Source organism: Clostridium kluyveri, assembly GCF_001902295.1.
In the GTDB taxonomy this organism is placed as follows: Bacteria; Bacillota; Clostridia; order Clostridiales; family Clostridiaceae; genus Clostridium_B; species Clostridium_B kluyveri_B.
This window is the reverse complement of sequence record NZ_CP018335.1, coordinates 3,603,782-3,626,294: the sequence shown is the minus strand read 5'-3', so window position 1 is coordinate 3,626,294 and position 22,513 is coordinate 3,603,782. Positions and strand designations below refer to the sequence as shown.

The window sequence follows — 22,513 nt, the reverse complement described above, 5'->3', positions numbered from 1 at the left end:
ATGATATGGGTGAAGAAACAGTAAAAAAAATTAAATATAGCTACGATGATAATCTAAAGTTAATTAAATGTGCAAAAGAAGGGGATAAAGAAGCATTAAACAAGCTAGTAGAGCTTAATCTACCCCTGGTTTCAGCCATAAGCAAAAAATTTTTAAACAGAGGATATGAATATGAAGACATATTTCAAATAGGTTGTATGGGGCTTATGAAAGCAGTAAATAATTTTGATGAAACTTATAATGTGAAATTTTCTACATATGCTGTACCCATGATACTAGGAGAAATAAAGAGATTCCTTCGAGATGATGGAATGATAAAAGTAAGCAGAAGTATAAAAAATACAGCTAAAAAACTTCATTATGATAGAGAGGCACTTACAAAAAAACTTAACAGAGAACCTACTATAGAAGAATTAGCAGAATATTCAGGAGTAAAAACAGAAGAATTAATTTTTGCCACAGAATCTACCAATAGTTTGCAATACTTATATGATACTATACATCAAGATGATGGTTCGCCTGTTCTTCTAATAGATAAAATAAGTGAAAACCCTAAAGAAGATGTGGAAGTCATAGATAGAATTGCATTAAAAGAAGCTCTAAGAAATTTAGATGTAAAATCCAGGCAGATTATAATGCTTAGATATTTTAAGGATAAAACTCAAGTACAAGTGGCAAAGATGTTAGGAATAAATCAAGTACAGGTTTCTAGAATTGAAAAAAAAGTACTTAAAACCATGAGAGAAATTTTAAGTGAGTAATCTTGAAAATATGGTAAGTAAAAGAATTAAAGCATCTTATAAAAAGTGTTATCTTCTAAATAAATATTATTACCCCAAAAATTAATTCCACCTTTAAAATACTAAGGTGGAATTTTAATTAATATACTAAGATATCAGTTATTTTTAACAGTTGTTTCTGCAGAGGAATTACCTGTATGAGTTTCAGTTTCCTTTTCTGAATTACTCTTGTCACTATTATTTTTTTCAGGGGAATTATTATTAGTATCCACAGTATTGGTATTATCTTTGTTGTCTTTGTCAGTATCAGTGGTCTTATTATCATTTTTTTTGTATTGATTTTTACTATTATTTTTATCAGGAAGGGCGTCAAATATGTTCCATGAGTGGGACATATTACAGTAACTTGTAGGTACGGTACCTTCTATAAATAATTCATTGTAAACCTTGCTGCCTGTGAGATCCTTATAACAATCGGCTCTGGCAAGTTTGCCGGATTCAGAACAGATTGCTGCAGTTACCACTCCAGAGGGCATTTCAAGTTCTTTCGATTCTAAGTTTTCATGGAAAGGAGACATTATATCTGCCCAGAGTTTGGCTGCAGAATTACTATTAAGTGAATTATCATTTAATACAGAATTATCGTCATTACCAATCCATACTGCTGCAGAGTAATATGGAGTCAATCCACAAAACCACAGGTTTTTACTATCAGTGGAAGTACCAGTTTTACCTCTTACAGCCATATTTCCAAAGTTCGCATTATATCCCGTACCTTCTGCACTGACAGGACCTTTTAACATATCATATAGTATATAAGCGGTTTGACTGGATAGAACGGTTTTTGTCTGGGTTTTATTCTGCAATAAAACTTTTTTGTTTCTATCCTCTACTTTGGTATAAAGTTTTGGAGTTGTATAGGTACCGTAATTTCCAAACACTCCATAGGCTGCAGCCATTGTAAGGGTATTTGTACCATGGTGAAGTTCACCAAGAGATAGTGCTGCTATACTGCTCCTGTCGTGTTCGTCTAAAGTTATGCCAAATTTTTCTGCATATTCAGATGCAGTTTCAAGTCCCAATTTGTCTTCCAGCTTAACTGCGACTAGATTTATAGAATGCATTAAAGCAGTTCTTAAAGTCATATTACCTCCAATGTAGTCATCATCTTTAGGTTGATAAGGTTCGCCATTGGAGGCATATTTATTGGCCGTTTCATTGGATAATGGGGAATCCTCAAAAATACTGGCAGATGTAAACTGCTGTGAATTTATGGCAGGACTGTATACAGTTAATGGTTTTATGCTGGAGCCGGGAGCCTTTAAGTAATTTTCAGAGGCAGCTCTGTTAAAAGATCTAGCAGGCTGAGTTCCCCTACCACCTACCAGGGCTTTTACTTCTCCAGAATGATAATCCATAACTACTGCTGATGCTTCAGGCTGTAATATTCCATTTCCATCTGTGGTAGAATTTTGAAAAATACTATTGTTAGTTATAGTATCTTCTGTTTTCCTCTGCAAGTCCTTGTCCATTGTAGTATATATCTTAAGGGCCCCATACATAAGTAGATTGTTTATTTGTTCATCGGTATACTTATATTTAGATTTTAAATCCTTCTTTACTTGAGTGATAACAGGCACTGTAAACCACTCATAGTTATATGTATTACTTACAGTAGGTTCTGGCTTAATATCTAGGTTACCTTCTGAAATGTCTTTTATGGCAGTAGTATACTGACTTTGAGAAATGTATCCATTTTCATACATTTTTGTAATTACTGATTTGGTTCTGTCTAAATATATGGATGGATCTTTTTTAGCTTTATCGGAATAGGGATAATACACAGAGGGACTTTGGGGAATAGCCGCAATAAGGGCGCATTCAATTAAATTCAAATCTTTTGCGGATTTCCTAAAATATTGTTGAGATGCAGCTTCAACACCTAATGCTCTTCCACCTAAATATATTGTATTCATATATGCTCCCAGTATTTCATCTTTACCTAATTTCTGCTCAAGCTTTATGGACAGGTACATTTCCTGAAGTTTTCTTTTAAAAGATACATCAGAAGACAGAAATATATTTCTTACAAGTTGTTGAGTTATAGTAGATGCTCCTTGAAGGTTGTCACTGCCTGTAATCTTATTTTTAATATCTATAAATATTACACCTATGATTCTTTTTAAATCTATACCACTATGTTTATAGAATCTTTCGTCTTCTATACTGATAAAAGCGTTTTTTAAGTTCTGGGGCATATTATCAAAAGAAATTACTGTTCTCTGCTGCGGGGTAACTACTACGTCCATGGTTTCATTGCTGTCATCATATAGAACAGAAGGCTCATTTAAGTTCAATATCTGGTTTACATCAAGTTTTGGAGAATTTTTTATGATAGCCAGGCTTGCACCAATTATTGATACAAATGCTATCAATAATAAACCAGATAAGATAATAAATATAAGTTTGGAAGTTTTAAATGGAGCCTTTTTATGTCTTTTTACCATAATTGTCCTCCTTGCTCTAAATTGTTACTTTAATTTTACTTATTATATCATAAATTAAAGTATTAATGAAATATAAATGGTTTTTGAAATTTTGGCAGATAAATATGTGAAAATGGTTTTTACTTTATAAATATATAATGTATACTAGAGAGGTAAATGGTAAGATTAAATATTGATAACATTTGATTATAGTGAATATAGAGGTGATTTTTTGATATATGGAAATACAGAAGGTATAAGAAAGTCTATATTAGATGAATTGGAAGAAATATATGATATTAAAATGCCTAAAGATAGTGTTTGCAATATGGAGATCGTAGAAATACTTTGCAGAAATACTATATATTTAAATAGAGAAATAAGTGTACTGATTAATAGAAGAGGAAAGGTCTTAAATATATCAGTAGGTGACAGTAACAGCGTAAATATTGAAGTTTATACATGGTCAAATAAGCTTTCTGGAATTAGAATGATACATACTCATCCTAATGGCAATTCACAGCTTTCCAAAATAGATATTTCAGCTTTAATAAAGTTGAAATTAGATTGTATATCGGCTATAGGAGTTAATGATCAGGGACCTACAGGTATGAGCTTAGGCTTTTTAAGCATTAAAGGGGATTCTGTTGAAAGTGAAGTTTTGAATAACCTGACTCTGGAGGAGGCTGCTAATTACAATGTATTGAGAAAAATAAATGAAATAGAAGAGTTGATTAAAAAAATATATACACTGGAGGAGTATGAAGAAAGGGCCATACTCGTGGGAACGGACAGTAAAGAGAGTTTAGATGAATTAGAAGAATTGGCCAGAGCGTGTAATGTAAAAGTTTTAGAAAAAGTATTCCAAAAAAGAACTACTGTAGATACAGCTTTTTATGTGGGAAAAGGAAAAGTAAGTGAGATAGGGTTAATTGCTCAGGTTCATAATGCTAATGTGGTAATTTTTGATGATGAAATATCCGGTTCACAGGCTAGAAATTTGGAAGAGAATTTAAAGATAAAGATAATAGACAGAACCACATTGATACTTCATATATTTGCTACCAGGGCTAAAAGTAAAGAGAGTAAAATGCAGGTAGAACTTGCCCAGCTTAAATACAGGTTGGCAAGACTTTCAGGACTTGGCATAATTCTTTCAAGAACAGGAGGAGGTATAGGTACTAGAGGACCAGGGGAAAAGAAACTGGAAACAGATAAAAGGCACATAAGAGAAAGAATATATGAGATTAATAGAGAATTGAAAAAGATAAAAGGAATAAGAAAAGTACAAAGAGAAAAGAGAAATGAAATATGCAATGTTTCTCTAGTTGGATACACCAATTCAGGGAAATCTACCCTGAGAAACAAGTTATGTGAAATAGCTGTTCCAAAAGAAAGTATTGTAAAAGATAAAGTATTTGAAGCAGACATGTTATTTGCAACGCTGGATACTACTACTCGAGCTGTAGAATTGAAAGATGGTAGAACAATCACAATAACTGACACTGTAGGATTCATAAATAAGCTTCCTCATGATCTGGTAGAAGCTTTCAAATCTACCCTGGAAGAAGTTTATTACTCTGATTTACTGCTTCATGTGGTGGATGTATCCTCAGAAGATGCATATCAGCATATAGAATCAGTAGATAAGGTCTTGAATCAGCTTGGCATAAATGATAAACCAGTGCTTTTGGTATTTAATAAAATAGATAAGGGCAAAATAGAAAAGGTAGAAGATATAAAAAATGAATATAATGCTGTAGAAAGCATATACATATCAGCTAAACAGAGCACTAATTTAGAAGAGCTTTTAGAAAAAGTATCCCATATGCTTCCCCAAAGTATAAAAAAGGTGGAATATTTAATTCCCTATACAGAACAAGCTGCAGTAGCCTTTATACATAGAAATTGCAAGATAGAAAAGGAAGATTATAGGGAACAGGGAACTTATATAAGTGCTTTAGTAGACGAAGAAGTATATAATAAATGTAGAAAGTTTATAATTGAATAACAGGCTGTATTTTAAAGTTGAGATATTAAAAAGGAGTACAGTATAGAGGCGATGACTCTCTTTAAATCTTCACACTTGTATTCTTATAAAAATATATTATATAATATATAAAAATTCAGAATAATCTTTGTTTACGGAAATTAAATTTAAAAGGAGGCTTACATTAATATGGGAAGAACTATATTGCAATATCAAAAAGCTTTTAACAGTGCTATTGATAGATTTAAAACCAATAAATCAGTTCTGGCAGTTATGGTTTTTGGAAGCATGGTTAGTGGAGATCTGTGGGATGAATCAGATATTGATTTGCTTGTGGTATTTGATAATAAAAGAACTAGCATAAAAGATATATATACAGAAGAAAAAGGTATACCAATCCATGTTAAACTCATGAGCAAGAGTAATTTTTTGCAATCTTCTGAAGAAGATTTAAAGGGAGGGTTCATCCATAGAATAATATCTTCTTCCAGATTGGTATTTTCAAAAGATATGGAAATAACCTCCCAATATGATATAGGTAGGTATTATCCTGATTTAGATAGGGAAAGATGGAATATGGTATATCTTGGTGAGCTGTTTAAAAATATGGGATTATGTAAAAAGTACCTTCAAAATGATGTAATGTATACATCCTATATTGCAGCAGTACGTTCTGTGGAGGAATTTTCAAAATTATACGTAAATTCCTCTGGACATATGATAAGTAGAGATGCAGTAACTATTGCTATGAATTTAAATAATAATTTTAGAAAGTGCGTGGAGGAGTTATTTTTTAGTAAATCGGATATAGATGAAGCTATAAATAATACCATGGACTATTTTAAAAAATATATAGATAAAAATATAAGAAATATTACAAAAATACTTTTAAATTATATGAGGGAAAAGGATTCTTTTTTAAGTTCCGAAGATATAAAAAACGATAGATTGTTTTATAATTACAATATAAATATGGAAGAGATATTAAATAGTTTATGGCAGAAAAACCTACTTAAAAAGGATACAAGGGACTATAAGATGAAAGATGGAACTATTTTGGCTAAAGAAAATGTATATTTCATGTAATTATTAATGCTGCTAATACTAATCAATAAAAGTATTTTTATAAGTGTATCATGCTTATAATATATATAGATTAAAGCTTTAGGAGGTGAATTTTATCTTAAATAAATATTTTATACATTTAAGTGAAGGAGAAGTACCCAAATATTTATTAATAGAAAAACATATAAAAAGATTAATTGACACCAATATGGTAGAGGATAGAGAAAGATTGCCTTCTATAAGAAAATTAGCTCAATTTTTGAATGTAAATAATATTACAGTGATAAATGCCTATAAAAAGCTTCAGGCTGAGGGATATGCAATTCAAAAAATAGGAAGTGGAACTTACGCCAGAAAAAAAGACATACATAAGAATTTTAATAGAGAATATTCTAAAGCCTTAAAGAGGATATTTAATGAAGAAACAGTGGATTATGTGGATTTTACAGGAGAAACCCCCAGCGGGGAATTCTTTCAAATAGATTTTTTTAAAGATGTTTTAAACGAAGTATTAGATAGAGATGGAGCTAAAGCTTTAATCTGTCAGGAATCTTTAGGATATGAAGGCCTTAGAAGCAGTATAAGTAGTGTTTTCTGGAATAAAAATGTGGATGAAGAAGACATACTTATAATTTCTGGGGCGCAGCAGGGTATAGATTTAGTTTCAAAAGCAATATTAAATATAAACGACAGTGTAATAGTGGAAAAGCCAACTTATAGTGGAGCCTTGTCTGTATTTAAATGGAGAAGAACAGAAATTCTTGAAGTGCCTATTGAAAAAGATGGTATTAATATGGACAAGTTTGAAAAAATACTAAAAAAAAATAACATAAGATGTTTTTATACTATGAGCTATTTTCAAAATCCTACAGGAGTAAGCTGCAGCAATTATAAAAAGATCCAAATATTAAAATTGGCACAAATATATGATTTCTATATAATAGAAGATGATTATCTTTCGGAATTAATTTATGATAACAGCATAAGGTATAATAGCTTTAAAAGTTTAGATAATAATGATAGGGTAGTATATATAAAAAGCTTTTCGAAAATATTTTTACCTGGTATAAGAATTGGATATTTAATACCTCCTAAAAGATTTAAGGAAAGCATCCAAAATTCTAAGATTAATACGGACATATCTACTTCAAGTATTATGCAGAGAGCTTTGGATTTATATATTAGAAAAGGATTATGGAAAAATTATATAGAAACTTTAAATTGTGCTTATAAAAAAAGGTACATTCATATGGAAAAATGCATATTAAAGTATTTAGGAGATAAAGTGGAATTTTTAAAACCGGGGGGAGGATTGCATTTTTATTTAAAGATTAAAGAAAATATAAAATTAAATTCTGTAAATATTTTTAGACAGGGAAAAGATAGAGGAATTTTAATTACCCCTGGACTTCTATTTTACAAAAATGCTTTAGAAGGGAAAAATCATTTTAAAATAAGTTTTTCTCATACAAATGAAGAAGAAATAGAATATGGAGTAAAAGTATTAAGTGAAATTATCAAGTGATTCAGAGAGCCAGTTGGAAGTCTCACTCCAGCTTTTAGATAAAATATATGGAATCTAATTGTAAATTGCATTGTGAACTGTGCATTGGGAAAGGTGGGTTATTTATGAGTTATTTTACAGTGAAAGATGAGGCTAATTCTAGATTTGAAGAGAAAAAATCTATATTTATAGGTAATATAAGAAGAGTCTGTACAGAAAATGAAGCTAAAAAATTTATAGGTAAAATAAAATCAGAAAATTCTAAGGCAGCGCATAATGTGTATGCCTATATAATTGGAGAAAAAATGAATATACAAAGGTATAGTGATGATGGAGAACCACAGGGAACTGCGGGAATACCTATATTAGAAATAATAAAACAGCATAAGGTAACAGATGTGGTTATAGTTGTTACCAGATATTTTGGAGGCACATTGCTTGGCAAAGCAGGGTTAATTAAAGCCTACTCAAAAGCTGCAATCTCAGCAATTGACCAAGGTAAAATAGTGGAAAAAGTACAGGGTTCCTCTGTAGATATATTTATAGATTATTATAATTTGGGAAAATTACAATATATGTTTGAACAGAAATCAGTTTATATAGAGAATGTAGAATATGCCGATAAGGTCAAGGTATCCATAAACTGTGTTGTAGAAGATGTGGATAAATTAATAAATGAAATTATAGAGGTTACAAATGGAAAGTGCGAAGTAATAGTTGGGGATGAAGAGTTTTATTTTAAAATGGACAATAGGCTTGTGAAGTGAATTAGATAGCTAAATTTGTATATAATTAGGTTTATATGATATAATACCTTCGGATAATAAGTATACATGGCAGTTAGGGGGAAATTTATATGTCAGGACATTCAAAATGGCATAATATACAAGCAAAAAAAGGTAAAGCAGATGCAAGAAAAGGTAAGATATTTACTAAAATAGGAAAAGAATTGGCTATTGCGGCTAAGGATGGGGGATCAAATCCAGATAATAATTCTAAACTGAGAGACATTATAGCAAAAGCTAAGTCTAACAATATGCCCCAGGATACAATTAATAGAGCTATTAAAAAAGGGGCAGGAGAAATGGAAGGAGTAAACTATGAGGAAATAGTTTATGAAGGATATGGTTCAAATGGAGTAGCAGTAATAGCCAAAGCTTTAACAGATAACAAAAATAGAACAGCAGGTAATGTGAGAAGTATATTTTCAAAGCAGGGGGGCAACTTAGGAGCTAATGGATGTGTATCCTGGATGTTCCAGACCAAGGGTGAATTAGTAGTAGAAAGAAAAGATGGCATGGATGAAGATGAAGTGATGATGCAGGCATTGGATGCAGGTGCAGAGGATTTTAACGCTGAAGAGGAAGTATTTGAAATAATTACAACTGTAGAAGATTTCGGCAGTGTACGAGAAAAGCTGGAAGGTGAAGGTTTCGAGTTTATATCAGCGGAGATTACAATGATACCGGATAACACAATAGCCGTTGATATGGATGCAGCGGGAAAAGTTCAAAAACTTATAGATAAGCTGGAAGATGATGATGATGTTCAAAATGTATATCACAATGCAGATTTTCCTGATGAGTTTGAAGGATAATGGATAAATCAACGGTTTACATAGGCTTGAGGGGATTTTAAAACAACAAAAATACCATGGATTGTGATATGCGAGCGTTAATTTTTCCATGTTGAGATGTATGTTTGAATTTTAAATCTTGTATTAAGAATGCACGATTTGAACACCTTTTTATATTGGTATATACCAGTATGGAGGGTGTTTTTTGTGTTATTAAAAGATGTAGTATGATTTAATAAATTAAGATTATAAAAAGTAGTCTAGGAAAAGATAGATATAAGAATTTTAATGGTAATTGGTTAAGTATACCATTGGATGGAGTAATATTAAGAGTTAGACAGGGTAATTTTATAATAACATTTGCATATAGAGAGAAATATTATATTTAATTAATAGTAATATATGACTGTAATGTTTTTTGCAAAACAGGTAATAAAAATCTTTTCAAATGTCCATAATAATATTATAATAAAAATACGTACATTAAAAAGGTGGTGATAGAATAATGGATATAGCAACGAAGGTAAGAAACTATGTAGATAGTTGTAAAGAAAGAGAACCCATTTTTGTGAGAAATATTAAAGTTGACGATTATCGTAAAAATGCGAGAAATATAGCTTTTCATAGATTAGAAAAAGAAAATGTAATAAAAAAGTATACAAAAGGTGTTTATTACAAACCCCAAATTACTAAATTTGGAGAATTGGGAATAGATATTCAACAATTAATATTAAAACAATATATAAAAGAAGACAAACAGGTTAATGGGTATTTAACAGGTCCAATTTTATGGAATACATGGAATATAACTACACAAGTTCCAAATAAAACATGGATTGCTACCAATTTAATAAATAGAACCACTGAAAAGGAACACCTTAAAGTAAAATTGATAAAACCTAAAACAGTTATTAATAATGATAATTATGAATTATTACAATTATTAGATATAATAGAGCAGATATATCAAATACAAGATATTAATTGGGATAACTATATTCGAGTATTAAATAATAAGATAGAAAAACTTAGTATAGAAGAGCTTAAATATATTATTAATTTGACTAAATATTATAATAAATTTGTAAATAATTTCATGGGAACTTTAATAGAATCTAAATTTAAAAATACCAATAAATATGACCAATTATATTATCAACTATTACCCCTAAAAATAAAGGCAAATACAGGAAGACGATATAAATTAGTTTGTAAAGTAAAAATAAAATATACAGATGAATGGGGGTTTTATTAATTAATGATATTGCATAAAGATAAAGAAGATTTTAAATCTTTATTACAAGTTGCGAGTGAATATTATAAAATAGACGAAAGAATAGTTGAGAAAGATTATTGGGTATCATATACCTTATCTAGATTAGTAACTTTTGATAGAAAGGATTTTATCATATTCAGAGGAGGAACCTCTTTAACAAAGTGTTATACTGACCTAAAGAGGTTTTCTGAGGATATTGATTTGGCAGTAAATAAGAATAAAAATCTTAGTACTACGCAGATTAAAAAACTCATTACAGACGTAGAAAAGTATATTTGTATGGATTTTCAGGAAGCAAAAAATGGTGTTAAAAGGAAAAGTGGTAATTATAGAAATGTCGAGTATGAATATCCTTCTATTTTTGAAGAAGTAACTTTTGCAGAAATGAACCCAAGTTTAAAAATAGAAACTGTAACTTTCCTTACACCTAACCCTTATGAAAAAAAACTGGTTAAATCTATAGTGTATGATTATCTTAAAGAAAAGGGATTTGATGAATATATTAAACAATATAATCTTGAACCATTTAAATTAAATGTTTTGTCTATTAAAAGAACTTTAATGGATAAAATAGTCTCTTTAGTTAGAATGTCATATAATACTGATTTATCCGAATTATTAACAAAAACAAGACATTTATATGATTTACATCTTACATATAATACTGTTAAAGAATTTTATTTGAATAAAAATGAACTAAGCTCGATTATTAAATTGGTGAGAAAAGACGAAGAAGTATCTAATTTTAAAGATAAATATCCTTATAAGGAAAAATGGAGTAAGGCACCTATTTGGAGTATAATGGAGAAATCTGAAATAAAAAAAAGTTATGAAAATAACTTTGGCAAAGAGTTTGTATATGGAGAACTTCCTAAATACAGTGATGTTTTAAAATCAATGAAATATATTCAAAAGCATTTAATTAATGTAGGAGAATAGGAATTTTAATAATACAACAAAAAATATTTCATGAGAAAATCTATGTGATTATTGTTAACATGGGCCTTTTTAATTGATAAAATAGCAAAATTACTAATAATATATTATAAAAAAGTACAACCATAAAAAAAGGTAATGTACTTTTTTATATTTAAAGAAAAATAGAAATAAGATTAAAAGGAGATAAGTATGGAACAGTATAGAAGCAAAAAAAGATGTGAAATAAAAGATGAACGACTGGATGATATTATAAAGGAAGCTAATTTAGCATTAAGTGTAGATATGGATAAAAATATAAGGAGTACGATTTAATAAAGGCAAAGAAATAGAAAAATGTTAAAAAAGTTAAGTAATAGAATCTGAGAGCTAGAAGAGGAGCTTAATGAATTTAAAATAACTTAAAATATTTTACAGCATCAAGGAAGAATAAAACATTATTGACACACATGTACAAAAAACATTAAAATAAATGAAGAAAAGCCAAGGGCAGTTAGATTAAAAAAGCAAAGTGAGGATTTTGTAAACTGTATAAAAAGAAGTAGGGGTGGGGCAGCCCCTACAAATGATGATACAGGAGTTATTTCACTCCAATATGGAGGACAATTTCAAATAAATAATAATGTTAGTGAATGTATAGATAATTATGAAAAAATGAATTCTAAATTTGAAGAAATATTAAATTTAGCAAATAGTTTAAGTTTTACATCATTCCCGATTGCAGATGATGTCCTCAATTTACAGGATTCGCTTAAATATCAAACAACAAGTTTGACAGAATTTAATGACTCATTTAATACATATTGTAATGGTGTAAGAGATATGGAAGAAAATATATGTTCCGTATTTTCAAAAATATCAGGAATAACTGTAGGAATATCTGAATTCAGGGGTGTTTCTGCTATCTCAGAAAATGGACAAGTAGATAAGAATAAAGTAATACAATTAATGCTAAAAAATCCAAATGACTTGACTAATGGGGAAAAAGAGATATTATCATATGTAGAAAAAGTATTAGGTAAAGATGAATATGCTGAATTAAAAGAACAAGCGATAAAGGAAGATAATGGTCAAGGGATAGCTGATAATTTAAAATTAAAGTTTGGTGACACAAGTATATATGGACCATTTTTAGAGTTAGCAAATAATGATGGTTTTCTTAAGTCTATAAAGAAGGCTGGGGAAGATTTTATAATAGGAGCAGGTAATTCACTTGATAAAAATATTTTTTTGGGGACTGTATTTACTGTTGGTGGAATAAATCAAAGCAGTATGCCTAAATCAATACCATATAAAATAGGTGAGTTAGCTGGTGATATAGGGTCATTTGCATTTGGAGCTGCAGAGGCTGGAACTGGAGCTGGAGGAGAGCTTTTAGGGTTTACAGCAGACGCTACAGGAGTACTCGCTCCCGCTGGTGTTGCTTTAAACGTTGCAAGTTTAGGTCTTGTAACCCATGGGGGTGCTGCTACAATTAAATCAGCACATAATTTTAGTGAAGACTTGTTCTCATTGATTAAAGGTGAAGGGAATCAAGGGGTAAGTAAAGCTGACATATTACAGCAGAATAGAGTTAATGGGAGAAAATTTGAGACAGAGGCATTAGAAAAAATGCAAGAAAGTGCGGATGATGTTGTTGAACAGATTACAATAAAAAGTAAAAGTGGGACTAGAACAAGGTTAGATGCGATTGGGATAGATAAGGATACTGGTGAAATATTAATTGAAGAGTATAAAGCCTCATCAACAGCACCATTAACTAAAAATCAAAAGATAGCACATCCAGAAATAGAGACAGATGGAGGAGTTGTTGTTGGTAAAGGTAAGCCACCATTCATAGGAGGAACAGAAATACCACCAACAAAGATTAAGATAATAAGAAAGTAATAGAGGTGAAATGATGTCAGTAATTAATAAGGATAAAATTGATAGTATAGGCATAAATAAAGAGAATGGTAATGTAATGATAGGAATTTCAGACCATTTAGATTGGAGCAATGAATATGAGCATCTAATAATGCTTCAAGATAAGATAAATTCATACTTGAATTTTATCGAAAGTGGAGAAATATATGAAAGTTATCCTAAGGCAAAAGATAAAAATATAGAAATAATAATATATGCAAAATATGATATTACTGAAAAGGCAGAAGAGTTTTTAAATGTTGCATATAAAAGTGTAGTTGAAGCAGGGTTTAATTTAAGTTGTGAAATTATAGGAGAGTAGGTTAAAATCTCAATTCAAAATTAAGCTATTTATATGAAGTAAGATAAATCAATAAAAGTAGTGATAATATTAACTGCATAATTAGAATTCTGCGGGGAGTAGACAGTTTCCTAGTGAAAAACATACTCTAAAAACTGCAAATAGCCATCGAAAGGAAGTCATATTGCTTGCTCCTATGGAAATATAGGGTATCTAGCAAAAAACTCCTTTCGATGTCTGATTCAAGCTAATAGTAAAACTCCAATGGATGCTAGAATGGTGACTGTTGGAGTTTTCTTTTTCAAGGTCAAATTTGGACACAATTGGGCATAAGGTCGAATTTTTCTTCTAAAACGGCTATTGAAGGAAGAATATTCAATAATAAAATAAAGTTGCTTCAACCTATGCCCATACGACCAAACTTAGTTGAGACAACAGGTTGCTATACAATGAATGTGACCAGCCTATGACCTAGATGCAACCCCATTGCATTACCAAATGGAATAGGAACAATAAATGCTGCAGAAGATTTATTTGAGTTTTCTAAAATTGAAGGTAATGTGTCTAATGAAGCTAAAAAAATAATTGAGGGGGTTAGTAACCCTAAGTTATATAATCCAGTAGAATTTGAGGGTACAGTTAAAGTTAATGAAGGGGTAAGAGATGTAAATAGAAGGGTATATCAATGTAGTGATATCAATATAAATTATTATGATGAAAATTCAGGATTAACCAATCTGCAGTTGATGAAAAAAGGAAGAGCTCCAATAGGTAGCGATGGAAAGCCTATACAATTCCATCATCTAACTCAACAAGAATCAGAGTCAATGGTAGAAATATTAGAAAGTACTCATCAAAAGTATAGTAGCCAGCTTCATGGATTAATAGAAGATGGGCAAAGTTTTAGAAATAATCCAAAGCTAGAAAAGCAATACAATAATTTTAGAAGTAAGTATTGGAAAAGGAGATATGAGCAGTTTACTAAATAGGAGGTAGATTTATATGAAAGAAAAAGTAATAAATACGATAAAAGAATACTCAGAAGATGGCAATTTTATAGGAGAAGTATCAAATGATGAAATTATAAGTGTTGCTGAAAAAGAATTAGGACTTAATCTGCCAGAGGAGTATAAATGGTTTATAAAAAATTATGGACAGGGTGGAATAGGAGGAGTACAAATACTAGGCGTATCTAAAGTAAATAGATCAATGTTTAGAGATGTTACTGTTGATTATAGAAATTATAGCTTACCTAATAATTTAATAGTGGTAGAAAATTGTGATGAATGGTTGTATTGCTTAGACACAAATACTGAAAAAGTAATTGCTTGGGATAGAATAAGTGGGGTATTAGGTGAAAGGTATAATACTTAGAATTTCTTATTGACAGATTTAATGATGAAATAGAGAATATGTAGCATAAAAAATCGTTGATAACAATATCTAAAGGCATAATTCTAGAATTATTAACTGCATTAAATTTAAGTATGCTATAGCTTATAGAAATCAATAAAATATTGAATTAAAGTAATAGCATAATTGTAATAATGTAGTAAAAAAGAGACTAAATGAACTAGCTGAAAATAAGTAGGCTAGTTCATTGCTTTTTATAGTGATAAGCTAGTGGTAAGAGTTGAAAATACTCAATTCTATCACTAAAAAATAATAAGACAGACTTTGCCTCAAGGGCGCGGGTAAAGCTGACTTAGATGGCGTTAGGGTAATCAATAAAAAATATGCTGGACAAACATACAAATTTAAGTGGGGATTTAGCTGAAAAGTATCCAAATGGAGTTAAGTTCACTGAAGAAGGGGTCCCAGATTTCAAACCATATAGTACTAAAACAGTAACAGTTGACAACCTTGAATTGATGATGATGTTCAAAATGTATATCACAATGCAGATTTTCCTGATGAGTTTGAAGGATAAAGTACATATATCCACTGTAAAAAGGACGTTTTTATAAGGCGTCTTTTTTATTTTGAAGAATATAGAAATGAATTAATGGGGAAAATAAATATATTTTAAGTTGCTATTTTTTAAGAAAGGTGATGGAGGAAGTAAGCCAGGATGAAAAAAATAATAACAGTTATTACTATATTTATACTAATAATAGATATGAATACTATGGCTTCTGCAAGATATGAAAAATGTGAGGTGCATTTTTTAAACGTGGGCCAGGGTGACTGCATTTTAATAAAAGTAAAAGGTAAGTGCTATTTAATAGATACAGGAGCCAAATATTATATTAAAAAAGTGATAAAATATTTAGATTTAAATAAGGTAAATAAAATAGAAGGTTTAATATTAACCCACTACCACTGTGATCATTATGACGGCATAATAAAAACAGTACAATGTAAAAAAGTAAGCAGAGTATATTTGCCAGGACATGAAAACTCCATGAAATATATGATAAGGAATAGATTGATTAAAATGGGGATTCATGTAGAATATATAGGTGAAGGCTGGAAACTAAGAGCACAGGGTATAAATCTTGAAGCTGTAGCCCCCTTGCATAAAGACAGTAATATAGAAAATAATAATTCTATTGTATTACAGGGCAATGTAGGTCAGCTTACTTATTTATTTGCAGGAGATTGTGAAAAAGCTGAAGAAGAAAGTATGATAAATTCTGGGAAACTAAAAAAATGTGATGTACTGAAAGTTCCTCATCATGGAATTCATACAAGTACTCTTGATGAATTTTTGAAAAGAATAAGTCCAAAAGTGGCCATTATAACAAGTAATAAAAGTACTCCTAATAAAGTGGTAGAAAATAGATTAATTAATAGGGGAATTACAGTTTGGAGAACAGACAAGCAGGGAAATATATTTATTAAAAATAAAATTTTATATTGTGATAGAAATTATACCAGTATAAAGTTAAAATAACATGTATAATTTTACAGTAAATTGTCCATAATATTCAAAAAGGAGGGATATTATGGATAGAAGAAAATTGCGTACAGTAATATTAGTTATTTTTACTATTTTAATTTTTAGTTTAAGTTGTTATATATGTGTAACAGGATTTCAAAATGCCAGCATGAAAAAGGAATTACTTCAAGTGAAAGAAAAAAATAAAGAATCTGTAAAGACAAATTCTAGTGTAGCTGCTGCTGTTTCTGATAAAGCAAAAATCATATTTAAAATTAAATATGACAAAAGTGGAGAGTATCAGGTAGAAAAAGAAGAATCGGCAGGAGAACTGTCTGGGAAAAGTAAAGATGAGGTTGAAGATACCTATAAAAGTGCAGGATACAAAATAGAAAAATTTAATACACAACAGGTAATATTGGTAAAAGAAGTGGATAAGTATGCTCCAAATAAATATGTACTGGGTATAAAAAATGGTTTTATTGCCATATATAAGACAGATAAAGCGGGAAATATGTTCATAGAAAATGAAAATACGGATATAACTGATATAAAAACAAAAAGATTAAAGGAAGAAGATATTAAACTTTTAACTAAGGGAGATAAGTATTTTCAGTGTAATACAAGAGAAGAAGCACAGTCACGCCTGGAAGACTATGAATAATAGCAGCTTCCAGGGCTTTTTCTGGTTTTCACTTAATGATATAATTATTACGTTATAAGATTTTGGACGAACCTTAATTTTAAAATATTTCATTGAACTAAATTATTTTCCATGATAAAGTAATATGTGTTACATTAAAATTAAACAGTTCAGATTTTGGAGGAGTTTTGTAAATGTATGAATACATAAAAGGCATATATAAAGGGGTAAATAAAGATTACATAGTAGTTGAAAACAACGGTATAGGGTATAAGATAAATACCTCTGGAAGTACTATTGCCAAAACTCCCAAAATAGATGAAAATATAACCTTATATCTTCAGCAAATAGTGAGAGAAGATTTTATAGGGCTATATGGCTTTTTAACAAAAGAAGAAATTAATATGTTCAATCTTCTTCTTACTATAAATGGTATAGGAGCAAAGGCAGCACTTTCTCTCTTATCTATAAGCAGTGTTAATAATTTAAAATATGCTATAATATCTGGAGATGAAAAAAATTTAGTAAGAGCTCCGGGAGTAGGAAAAAAGACTGCACAGAGAATTATATTGGAACTTAAAGATAAAATAAAACCAGAGGAAATTATAAACCAAGAAAAAGATCATAGACAAGTTTCCCAAGAAGAAGAGACAATAGAAGTCTTAGAAGCCCTTATATCACTTGGATATTCTGAAAAGGAAGCAGGTAGAGCTGTGGCTTCTATAGATAACAATGATTCTATTGAATCAATGATAAAAAATGCTTTGAAATTTTTAATGAATTAGGTTAGGTGATGGGTATGGAAGACAGAATAGTTACTCCACTTAATATTAAAGGCGATGCAGAAAGTGAGTACAGCTTAAGGCCGAAAAGTCTTAAGGAATATATAGGACAGAGAAAAGTAAAAGAAAAATTGAAAATATTTATAGAGGCCGCTAAAAATAGAAAAGAAGCTTTGGATCATGTGCTGTTTTATGGTCCTCCAGGGCTTGGCAAGACAACACTGGCCAATATAATTGCTCTTGAGATGGGCGGGAATCTAAAAATTACTTCAGGACCTGCCATAGAAAGAGCAGGAGACTTGGCTGCAATACTTACTGGGCTTGATGACAGGGATGTGCTTTTTATAGACGAAATACACAGGTTGAATAGAAGTGTAGAGGAAATACTATATCCAGCTATGGAAGACTATGCACTTGATATAGTTATAGGAAAGGGAGCATCAACTAAATCCATAAGATTGGATTTACCTAGATTTACCCTTATAGGTGCTACTACCAGGGTAGGACTTTTGACTGCCCCCTTAAGAGATAGATTTGGCGTTTTATGTCCCATGGATTTTTATGATCAGGAGGAATTAAGTGAAATTGTAGTTAGATCCTGTAATATACTTAAAATAAAAATAGAGCCTGAAGCTTCAGTAGAAATAGGAAAAAGATCCAGGGGAACTCCAAGAATAGCCAACAGACTTTTAAAAAGAGTAAGAGATTACTCTGAAGTTAAGGGTAATGGGACAATAGACTTAAAAACCAGTGAGGCAGCATTGGAATTATTGGAAGTGGATAAGGAAGGGTTTGACAGTATAGACAATAAAATATTAAGAGCTATTATAGATAACTTTAACGGAGGACCTGTTGGCATAGAAACTCTCGCTTATTTTATAGGAGAGGAACTTGATACTATAGAAGATGTATATGAACCTTATCTGCTCCAAAAGGGATTTATAATTAGAACTCCAAGGGGAAGAATTGCCTCTGATAGTGCTTATAAGCACTTTAATAAAACCAGGAAGAGTAGTAATGCGTATCATAAAAATTTGAAGCAGTCATCTTTATTTGATGATGAAGTATAACTTGATATATGAAAATATGTTACACAAGATGAAATGGAGTGAAACTTAATTGGAGGTTACAGATTTCGATTTTTACTTGCCAGAGGAATTAATTGCACAAAAGCCCCTGAAACAAAGGGATGAAGGAAGGCTTATGGTGCTGGATAAAAAAACTGGTAAAGTTTGTCATAAGGTATTTAAGGACATAGTAGATTATCTAAATCCAGGGGATTGTGTTGTATTAAATGACACCAGAGTTTTACCCGCAAGACTTATAGGTGTGAGAGAAGATACCATGGGTAAAATGGAGTTTTTACTGTTAAAAAGAAGGGATAACTGCACCTGGGAAACTTTAGTTAAGCCTGGCAAAAGGGCTAGGGTAGGAAATAGATTTAATTTTGGCGATGGAGAGTTAATGGCTGAAGTAGTTAGTATAAATGAGGATGGAAATAGAATAGTTAGGTTCGAATACAATGGGGTATTTGAAGAAATACTAGATAAACTAGGTCAAATACCTCTTCCACCATACATAAAGGAAAAGTTGGAGAATAAAGAGCTATATCAAACTGTGTATTCCAGGGAAGAAGGATCGGCAGCGGCACCTACAGCAGGACTTCATTTTACTGAAGAGCTATTGAGAGAGCTCCGTGAAAAAGGCGTTAATCTGGCATTTTTAACGCTGCATGTAGGTCTTGGAACTTTCAGACCTGTTAAAGTAGAAAATATAGAAGAACATACCATGCATTCTGAGTTTTATTCTATGTCAAAGGAAACTGCTGATATGATAAATGCAGCTAAGGAAAGTGGTCATAGTGTAATTTCTGTGGGAACTACCTCCTGCAGGACACTTGAAACCATAGGAGATGAAAATGGCAGGGTAAAAGAACAGTCAGGATGGACGGATATATTTATATATCCAGGATATAAATATAAAGTAGTAGATAAACTTATAACAAACTTTCATCTTCCAAAATCTACCCTTATAATGCTTGTAAGTGCATTTTATGGGAGAGAAAATACGCTGCATGCTTATAATGTGGCAGTAAAAGAAAAATATCGCTTTTTTAGTTTTGGGGATGCCATGTTCATCAAGTGAAGTGAGGTGTTTAAATGTATAAATTGCTTAAAAAAGATGGAAGTTCCAGAAGAGGTGAATTTAGTACACCACATGGGGTAGTTCAAACTCCGGTTTTTATGAATGTAGGTACCCTGGCAGCTATAAAAGGTGCAGTTTCAACTGAAGATTTAAAAGAAATTGGATGTCAAATAGAACTTTCAAATACTTATCATTTGAGTCTGAGGCCTGGAGATGAAGTTATCAGAAAGCTTGGGGGACTACATAAATTTATGAATTGGGATAGACCTATTTTAACTGATTCTGGAGGTTTTCAAGTATTTTCTCTCTCAGGTATGAGAAAAATAAAAGAGGAAGGGGTGTACTTTAATTCTCATATAGATGGCAGAAAAATATTTATGGGACCGGAAGAAAGTATGAGAATTCAAAGTAACCTGGCATCTACAGTAGCCATGGCTTTTGATGAGTGTGTTGAAAATCCCGCCCCTAAAGAGTATGTAGAGGATTCAGTAAAAAGAACTACCCGTTGGCTTAAACGGTGTAAAACTGAAATTGACAGGCTAAATTCCATACCCCATACCATAAATAATAAACAGATGCTCTTTGGTATAAATCAGGGAGGAGTATATGATGACATACGGGTAGAACATGCAAAAATAATAAGTGACATGGATTTAGATGGATATGCTATAGGAGGCCTTGCTGTAGGAGAAACTCATGAGGAAATGTATAGAGTTTTAGAAAAGGTAGTTCCAAATCTTCCTGAAAATAAACCAATATATTTGATGGGAGTAGGTACTCCGGCTAATATACTGGAGTCGGTGGAAAGAGGAGTGGATTTTTTTGACTGTGTAATGCCTTCAAGGAATGGAAGACATTCTCATGTATTTACATCCTATGGTGTAATACATCTTTTAAATGCAAAATATGAGCTGGATGATAATCCTATTGACAGTGAGTGCAGTTGTCCTACCTGTAAAAGTTATACCAGGGCGTACATAAGACACTTGTTTAAAGCAAAAGAGATGCTTGCCATGAGACTTTGTGTAATACACAATTTGCATTTTTATAATAATTTAATGAAGGAAATAAGGGAATCTATTGATAAAGGAAATTTTTTACAATATAAAAAGGAAAAGCTTGAAAAGTGGAATGAAACAGTTTAAAAGGATTTTTTTAATATAGATAGAATTTATTTTATAGAAGGAGGTGAAAATATTGGATTCATTATATAGATTAGCACCGCTTATAATTGTGCTAGCATTTTTTTATCTACTTATATTCTTGCCGGAAAGCAGGAGAAGAAAAAAGTATAATACAATGCTGCAAGGTCTCAAGGCTAACGATGAAGTTATGACTAAAGGCGGCATAATAGGTAAAATCACACATATTCAGGAAAATGTTTTAACTATCCAAACAGGACCCGACAGAGTAAAAATAAAGTTGGATAAAACAGGAGTATTGAATGTTTTATCAGAAACAAAAAAACAGGAAAGTACTGACATTGATAAAAAATAAAAAGAAGTTTTAAATTCAGGTATAAAGCACCGTTTGTCTACATAGATACTATTAGATGGGGGGTGTTTTAATTTTGGAAAAGAATAATAATTACCTTCCAGCAGTGGAAGGAGTTTTAAGAGGGTTTATAATTACAGTTATTTTGCTTTTGATTTTTGCAGTTGTAATGACTTTTGTAGAAGTTAGTTCAAGGGCAAGTTATATATTTTACTTAATTACTACAATACTTAGCATAATGTATGCTTCTATTTATGCAGTGAGAAAAATAGGAAAAAAGGGATGGCTTATAGGAATTTTAGTAACTCTTTTATATTTATCTATATTGTATATAGTTTCCATTATTTCAGGAAATTCTATGGTTATGGGTGCAGATGGATTTGCAAGGGTTCTGCTTGCCATTATAGTTGGCGCCTTATCGGGTATTATTGGAATTAATTTATAGATATCTATATGGGTAATTCAGAGGTTCAGAGAAGCTTTGTTTATAGGAATGTTTTTCTCTACCTAAACTGTTAAACTTTATTTTATATACGCTTTATGTTATAATCAATCAGATAAATTAATTATATGGAGGAGTTCAATATGAAGCATATAAAAACTATAAATAGTAGTAATATAAAAGATAGTTTAAAAAAACCGGGATGTAAGGAATGCGCTAACTCATGTCAATCAGCATGTAAAACTTCCTGTACAGTTGCTAACCTTGCTTGTGAAAACTAACATAAAATTTTAGGCAGTAACAAAATAGTTGCTGCCTAAAATTTATTATAACAACTACTTGATAGG

The 22,513-nt window shown here is 30.9% G+C and carries 24 protein-coding genes; 23 read left to right on the top strand and 1 reads right to left on the bottom strand.

Annotated elements, in window-relative coordinates; genetic code table 11:
- The first annotated feature begins 5 nt into the window (after window positions 1-5).
- A complete protein-coding gene (gene sigF, locus BS101_RS17495) occupies window positions 6-761 on the top strand; it encodes an RNA polymerase sporulation sigma factor SigF (RefSeq protein WP_073539993.1) in 756 nt (251 codons plus the stop codon).
- 134 nt (window positions 762-895) lie between these two features.
- On the opposite strand, the gene BS101_RS17490 is transcribed toward sigF, so the two are convergent.
- Window positions 896-3,247: a transglycosylase domain-containing protein gene (locus BS101_RS17490; protein WP_073539992.1), complete on the bottom strand. Its 2,352-nt coding sequence runs from the start codon at window positions 3,245-3,247 to the stop codon at window positions 896-898.
- 211 nt (window positions 3,248-3,458) lie between these two features.
- Here BS101_RS17490 and hflX point away from each other — a divergent pair, with 211 nt between their 5' ends.
- The 22 genes from hflX to scfA all read left to right on the top strand — a co-directional run bounded on the left by hflX (window position 3,459) and on the right by scfA (window position 22,447).
- On the top strand, window positions 3,459-5,237 hold the full coding sequence (gene hflX / locus BS101_RS17485) for a GTPase HflX (RefSeq protein WP_073539991.1): 1,779 nt from the start codon (window positions 3,459-3,461) through the stop codon (window positions 5,235-5,237).
- Window positions 5,238-5,405: 168 nt separating this feature from the next.
- The gene (locus BS101_RS17480; RefSeq protein WP_073539990.1) at window positions 5,406-6,302 is read left to right on the top strand and encodes a nucleotidyltransferase domain-containing protein; all 897 of its coding nucleotides are present in this window, start codon (window positions 5,406-5,408) and stop codon (window positions 6,300-6,302) included.
- An 85-nt stretch (window positions 6,303-6,387) separates the two neighbouring features.
- A complete protein-coding gene (locus tag BS101_RS17475) occupies window positions 6,388-7,806 on the top strand; it encodes a PLP-dependent aminotransferase family protein (protein WP_073539989.1) in 1,419 nt (472 codons plus the stop codon).
- A gap of 104 nt (window positions 7,807-7,910) precedes the next feature.
- Window positions 7,911-8,552, top strand: a complete 642-nt coding sequence (locus BS101_RS17470; protein ID WP_073539988.1) for a YigZ family protein — start codon at window positions 7,911-7,913, stop codon at window positions 8,550-8,552.
- Window positions 8,553-8,641: 89 nt separating this feature from the next.
- A complete protein-coding gene (locus tag BS101_RS17465; RefSeq protein WP_073539987.1) occupies window positions 8,642-9,382 on the top strand; it encodes a YebC/PmpR family DNA-binding transcriptional regulator in 741 nt (246 codons plus the stop codon).
- A gap of 484 nt (window positions 9,383-9,866) precedes the next feature.
- On the top strand, window positions 9,867-10,616 hold the full coding sequence (locus tag BS101_RS17460; RefSeq protein ID WP_073539986.1) for a hypothetical protein: 750 nt from the start codon (window positions 9,867-9,869) through the stop codon (window positions 10,614-10,616).
- Window positions 10,617-10,619: 3 nt separating this feature from the next.
- Window positions 10,620-11,576 carry a nucleotidyl transferase AbiEii/AbiGii toxin family protein gene (locus tag BS101_RS17455; protein WP_073539985.1) on the top strand — a complete coding sequence of 319 codons (957 nt, stop codon included), beginning with the start codon at window positions 10,620-10,622 and terminating at the stop codon, window positions 11,574-11,576.
- A gap of 189 nt (window positions 11,577-11,765) precedes the next feature.
- Entirely contained in the window at window positions 11,766-11,888 is a 123-nt protein-coding gene (locus BS101_RS24295) for a hypothetical protein (RefSeq protein WP_278335245.1), read from the top strand.
- A gap of 339 nt (window positions 11,889-12,227) precedes the next feature.
- The gene (locus BS101_RS17450; protein ID WP_073539984.1) at window positions 12,228-13,460 is read left to right on the top strand and encodes a hypothetical protein; all 1,233 of its coding nucleotides are present in this window, start codon (window positions 12,228-12,230) and stop codon (window positions 13,458-13,460) included.
- 13 nt (window positions 13,461-13,473) lie between these two features.
- Window positions 13,474-13,800, top strand: coding sequence for a DUF6572 domain-containing protein (locus BS101_RS17445; protein WP_073539983.1), 327 nt, complete (start codon window positions 13,474-13,476; stop codon window positions 13,798-13,800).
- Window positions 13,801-14,339: 539 nt separating this feature from the next.
- Complete coding sequence (locus BS101_RS17440) at window positions 14,340-14,768, top strand: HNH/ENDO VII family nuclease (protein WP_073539982.1); 429 nt, start codon at window positions 14,340-14,342, stop codon at window positions 14,766-14,768.
- 13 nt (window positions 14,769-14,781) lie between these two features.
- The gene (locus tag BS101_RS17435; RefSeq protein ID WP_083585763.1) at window positions 14,782-15,153 is read left to right on the top strand and encodes an SMI1/KNR4 family protein; all 372 of its coding nucleotides are present in this window, start codon (window positions 14,782-14,784) and stop codon (window positions 15,151-15,153) included.
- A 362-nt stretch (window positions 15,154-15,515) separates the two neighbouring features.
- Entirely contained in the window at window positions 15,516-15,746 is a 231-nt protein-coding gene (locus tag BS101_RS17430) for a hypothetical protein (protein WP_073539981.1), read from the top strand.
- A gap of 104 nt (window positions 15,747-15,850) precedes the next feature.
- The gene (locus BS101_RS17425) at window positions 15,851-16,675 is read left to right on the top strand and encodes a ComEC/Rec2 family competence protein (RefSeq protein WP_073539980.1); all 825 of its coding nucleotides are present in this window, start codon (window positions 15,851-15,853) and stop codon (window positions 16,673-16,675) included.
- A 52-nt stretch (window positions 16,676-16,727) separates the two neighbouring features.
- On the top strand, window positions 16,728-17,324 hold the full coding sequence (locus tag BS101_RS17420; RefSeq protein WP_073539979.1) for a hypothetical protein: 597 nt from the start codon (window positions 16,728-16,730) through the stop codon (window positions 17,322-17,324).
- 173 nt (window positions 17,325-17,497) lie between these two features.
- On the top strand, window positions 17,498-18,088 hold the full coding sequence (ruvA, locus tag BS101_RS17415; protein WP_073539978.1) for a Holliday junction branch migration protein RuvA: 591 nt from the start codon (window positions 17,498-17,500) through the stop codon (window positions 18,086-18,088).
- 14 nt (window positions 18,089-18,102) lie between these two features.
- Complete coding sequence (ruvB, locus tag BS101_RS17410; protein ID WP_073539977.1) at window positions 18,103-19,155, top strand: Holliday junction branch migration DNA helicase RuvB; 1,053 nt, start codon at window positions 18,103-18,105, stop codon at window positions 19,153-19,155.
- A gap of 49 nt (window positions 19,156-19,204) precedes the next feature.
- On the top strand, window positions 19,205-20,230 hold the full coding sequence (gene queA / locus BS101_RS17405; RefSeq protein WP_073539976.1) for a tRNA preQ1(34) S-adenosylmethionine ribosyltransferase-isomerase QueA: 1,026 nt from the start codon (window positions 19,205-19,207) through the stop codon (window positions 20,228-20,230).
- Between the two features lie 14 nt (window positions 20,231-20,244).
- A complete protein-coding gene (tgt, locus tag BS101_RS17400; RefSeq protein WP_073539975.1) occupies window positions 20,245-21,375 on the top strand; it encodes a tRNA guanosine(34) transglycosylase Tgt in 1,131 nt (376 codons plus the stop codon).
- A 52-nt stretch (window positions 21,376-21,427) separates the two neighbouring features.
- Window positions 21,428-21,727 (top strand): preprotein translocase subunit YajC, encoded by a 300-nt coding sequence (gene yajC, locus BS101_RS17395; protein ID WP_073539974.1) that lies wholly within the window; start codon window positions 21,428-21,430, stop codon window positions 21,725-21,727.
- 55 nt (window positions 21,728-21,782) lie between these two features.
- On the top strand, window positions 21,783-22,169 hold the full coding sequence (locus tag BS101_RS17390; RefSeq protein WP_012620866.1) for a TIGR04086 family membrane protein: 387 nt from the start codon (window positions 21,783-21,785) through the stop codon (window positions 22,167-22,169).
- Between the two features lie 140 nt (window positions 22,170-22,309).
- Entirely contained in the window at window positions 22,310-22,447 is a 138-nt protein-coding gene (gene scfA, locus BS101_RS17385; RefSeq protein ID WP_012103482.1) for a six-cysteine ranthipeptide SCIFF, read from the top strand.
- The last annotated feature ends 66 nt before the right edge of the window (window positions 22,448-22,513 follow it).

Coding starts and splice junctions, on each gene's coding strand:
- BS101_RS17460 (WP_073539986.1), top strand. CDS start 9,867: ATGGATATAGCAACGAAGGTAAGAAACTATGTAGATAGTTGTAAAGAA.
- tgt (WP_073539975.1), top strand. CDS start 20,245: ATGTATAAATTGCTTAAAAAAGATGGAAGTTCCAGAAGAGGTGAATTT.
- ruvA (WP_073539978.1), top strand. CDS start 17,498: ATGTATGAATACATAAAAGGCATATATAAAGGGGTAAATAAAGATTAC.
- BS101_RS17445 (WP_073539983.1), top strand. CDS start 13,474: ATGTCAGTAATTAATAAGGATAAAATTGATAGTATAGGCATAAATAAA.
- BS101_RS17455 (WP_073539985.1), top strand. CDS start 10,620: ATGATATTGCATAAAGATAAAGAAGATTTTAAATCTTTATTACAAGTT.
- BS101_RS17470 (WP_073539988.1), top strand. CDS start 7,911: ATGAGTTATTTTACAGTGAAAGATGAGGCTAATTCTAGATTTGAAGAG.
- BS101_RS17420 (WP_073539979.1), top strand. CDS start 16,728: ATGGATAGAAGAAAATTGCGTACAGTAATATTAGTTATTTTTACTATT.
- BS101_RS24295 (WP_278335245.1), top strand. CDS start 11,766: ATGGAACAGTATAGAAGCAAAAAAAGATGTGAAATAAAAGATGAACGA.
- BS101_RS17390 (WP_012620866.1), top strand. CDS start 21,783: ATGGGGGGTGTTTTAATTTTGGAAAAGAATAATAATTACCTTCCAGCA.
- BS101_RS17430 (WP_073539981.1), top strand. CDS start 15,516: ATGCTGGACAAACATACAAATTTAAGTGGGGATTTAGCTGAAAAGTAT.
- BS101_RS17425 (WP_073539980.1), top strand. CDS start 15,851: ATGAAAAAAATAATAACAGTTATTACTATATTTATACTAATAATAGAT.
- BS101_RS17490 (WP_073539992.1), bottom strand. CDS start 3,247: ATGGTAAAAAGACATAAAAAGGCTCCATTTAAAACTTCCAAACTTATA.
- ruvB (WP_073539977.1), top strand. CDS start 18,103: ATGGAAGACAGAATAGTTACTCCACTTAATATTAAAGGCGATGCAGAA.
- scfA (WP_012103482.1), top strand. CDS start 22,310: ATGAAGCATATAAAAACTATAAATAGTAGTAATATAAAAGATAGTTTA.
- BS101_RS17465 (WP_073539987.1), top strand. CDS start 8,642: ATGTCAGGACATTCAAAATGGCATAATATACAAGCAAAAAAAGGTAAA.
- BS101_RS17450 (WP_073539984.1), top strand. CDS start 12,228: ATGAATTCTAAATTTGAAGAAATATTAAATTTAGCAAATAGTTTAAGT.
- BS101_RS17435 (WP_083585763.1), top strand. CDS start 14,782: ATGAAAGAAAAAGTAATAAATACGATAAAAGAATACTCAGAAGATGGC.
- BS101_RS17480 (WP_073539990.1), top strand. CDS start 5,406: ATGGGAAGAACTATATTGCAATATCAAAAAGCTTTTAACAGTGCTATT.
- sigF (WP_073539993.1), top strand. CDS start 6: ATGGGTGAAGAAACAGTAAAAAAAATTAAATATAGCTACGATGATAAT.